Origin of the sequence: Peribacillus aracenensis, from assembly GCF_025175645.1 — a bacterium.
Classification (GTDB): domain Bacteria; phylum Bacillota; class Bacilli; order Bacillales; family DSM-1321; genus Peribacillus; species Peribacillus aracenensis.
This window is the reverse complement of sequence record NZ_JANZMJ010000091.1, coordinates 1-1,384: the sequence shown is the minus strand read 5'-3', so window position 1 is coordinate 1,384 and position 1,384 is coordinate 1. Positions and strand designations below refer to the sequence as shown.

The window sequence follows — 1,384 nt, the reverse complement described above, 5'->3', positions numbered from 1 at the left end:
TCCAATGATACCTAGCCTTATATGAAGTTCGTGTTCCTCAGACCGGAGGTTTGCCGCTTGCTTCCTTCAGATTCCACGTCACCGTGGACACCCTTGCATTAAGCTAACCACTACTACTGCCTTCATGATTCGGGACTTTCACCCTATAGATTGCACCCATGCCGGGCGCACGAAAAAGGTTGCCGCAGCAACCCTTTGTTAAACTACGCACCCGTTAGTTCATTAAAGACATACCTAATGAATGAATTTCCAGTTGTAAAAATGAGTAATACACCAATTCCGATTAAAACAATCCGCCAGAACCAATAACTACTTATAAAAGGTAAAATATCGATTTTTCCTTCTTCAACCTCCTTTATACCCTTATATAACCACTTGTACTGAAACAAACCAAGCCACAGAAAAATAACTCCCGTTACAAAAACAAATGAACCACCTATCATTTCATCCATTTCCTCGAACTCCCTACTTTTTCATCTACCATTATCTTAGTATATATTACTCTTGAACTATCCTGCCCCTATAGTTGCAAAAGAAAAGGAGCTGCTGATCAGCTCCTGATAATGAAGTAAAGCACCCGTTAGTTGAAGAAAGTTTGTGCTTTTTTAGTCGTCATATTCATTTTCATAAGGGTTTGCATACAAATCAATATCAATTTCAGCTTTAACACTACTTGCAAATTCAATCTGTTCGTTATCAAGATACAAACCCGGTGAATCTCCATTTTCCATAATAATAACGATGAAGATTTTACATTCCAGTTTATACTTTGCTTTTACCTGATTTATTATAGCTGCTTTATTTTTTAACGGTCCTAAAATCTGGTCCATTTGTTCCTTCACATCATAGGATTCTTGATAGCCCGTACTTAATTCCCAGGCTGTTTCTTTCGATAAAGAGTTTTCGTTGAAATAACATTTGGATTATGAGGTCTTACAATGACTTCACCCTTTTTATAGGTTTTTGTTGGTTCAATTTCTAACTTTTCGGTCACATAATCTATTGGAAACTCATCTCCATACAAGCAGAAATAAACCATTACTTGAGTTTTGTCCAAGTCCAAATTTCCCTCCCAGTAGTTCTCATTTTCCATCTTTTCTATTGAAATTATTATATCACCCTTATGCAACTAACCTCCCTCTATGAACATTGATGTATCAACGGTTTGCACCACTCGGTGTATTAGGCGAATTATTTTTTTATCCTACTTTTAAACAGAGTATTGAAATTCTGGTTTTTATTACTAAATTGAGAGTACGCTTCGCTAAAACTAATGGAAATCATTAGCTATTTTCTCCACTATGTGATGCACAATAGATCTCTGCGAAACTTATGATGACGTACCCTCCCATGTCTCTTAGCGTCATTTGCGCTTACATTCCTT

Annotated in this window: 1 protein-coding gene and 1 pseudogene; both read right to left on the bottom strand. The window is 36.7% G+C overall.

The window, feature by feature from the left end:
• Positions 1–203: 203 nt before the first annotated feature.
• The gene (locus N0M92_RS29055; RefSeq protein WP_260289024.1) at positions 204–452 is read right to left on the bottom strand and encodes a hypothetical protein; all 249 of its coding nucleotides are present in this window, start codon (positions 450–452) and stop codon (positions 204–206) included.
• Between the two features lie 153 nt (positions 453–605).
• Positions 606–1,039 (bottom strand): annotated as a pseudogene (locus tag N0M92_RS29050) (DUF4279 domain-containing protein).
• Between the last annotated feature and the right edge of the window lie 345 nt (positions 1,040–1,384).

Bases quoted from the DNA above. Each gene is read 5' to 3' on its own strand.
- N0M92_RS29055 (WP_260289024.1), bottom strand. From the start codon at position 452: ATGGATGAAATGATAGGTGGTTCATTTGTTTTTGTAACGGGAGTTATT.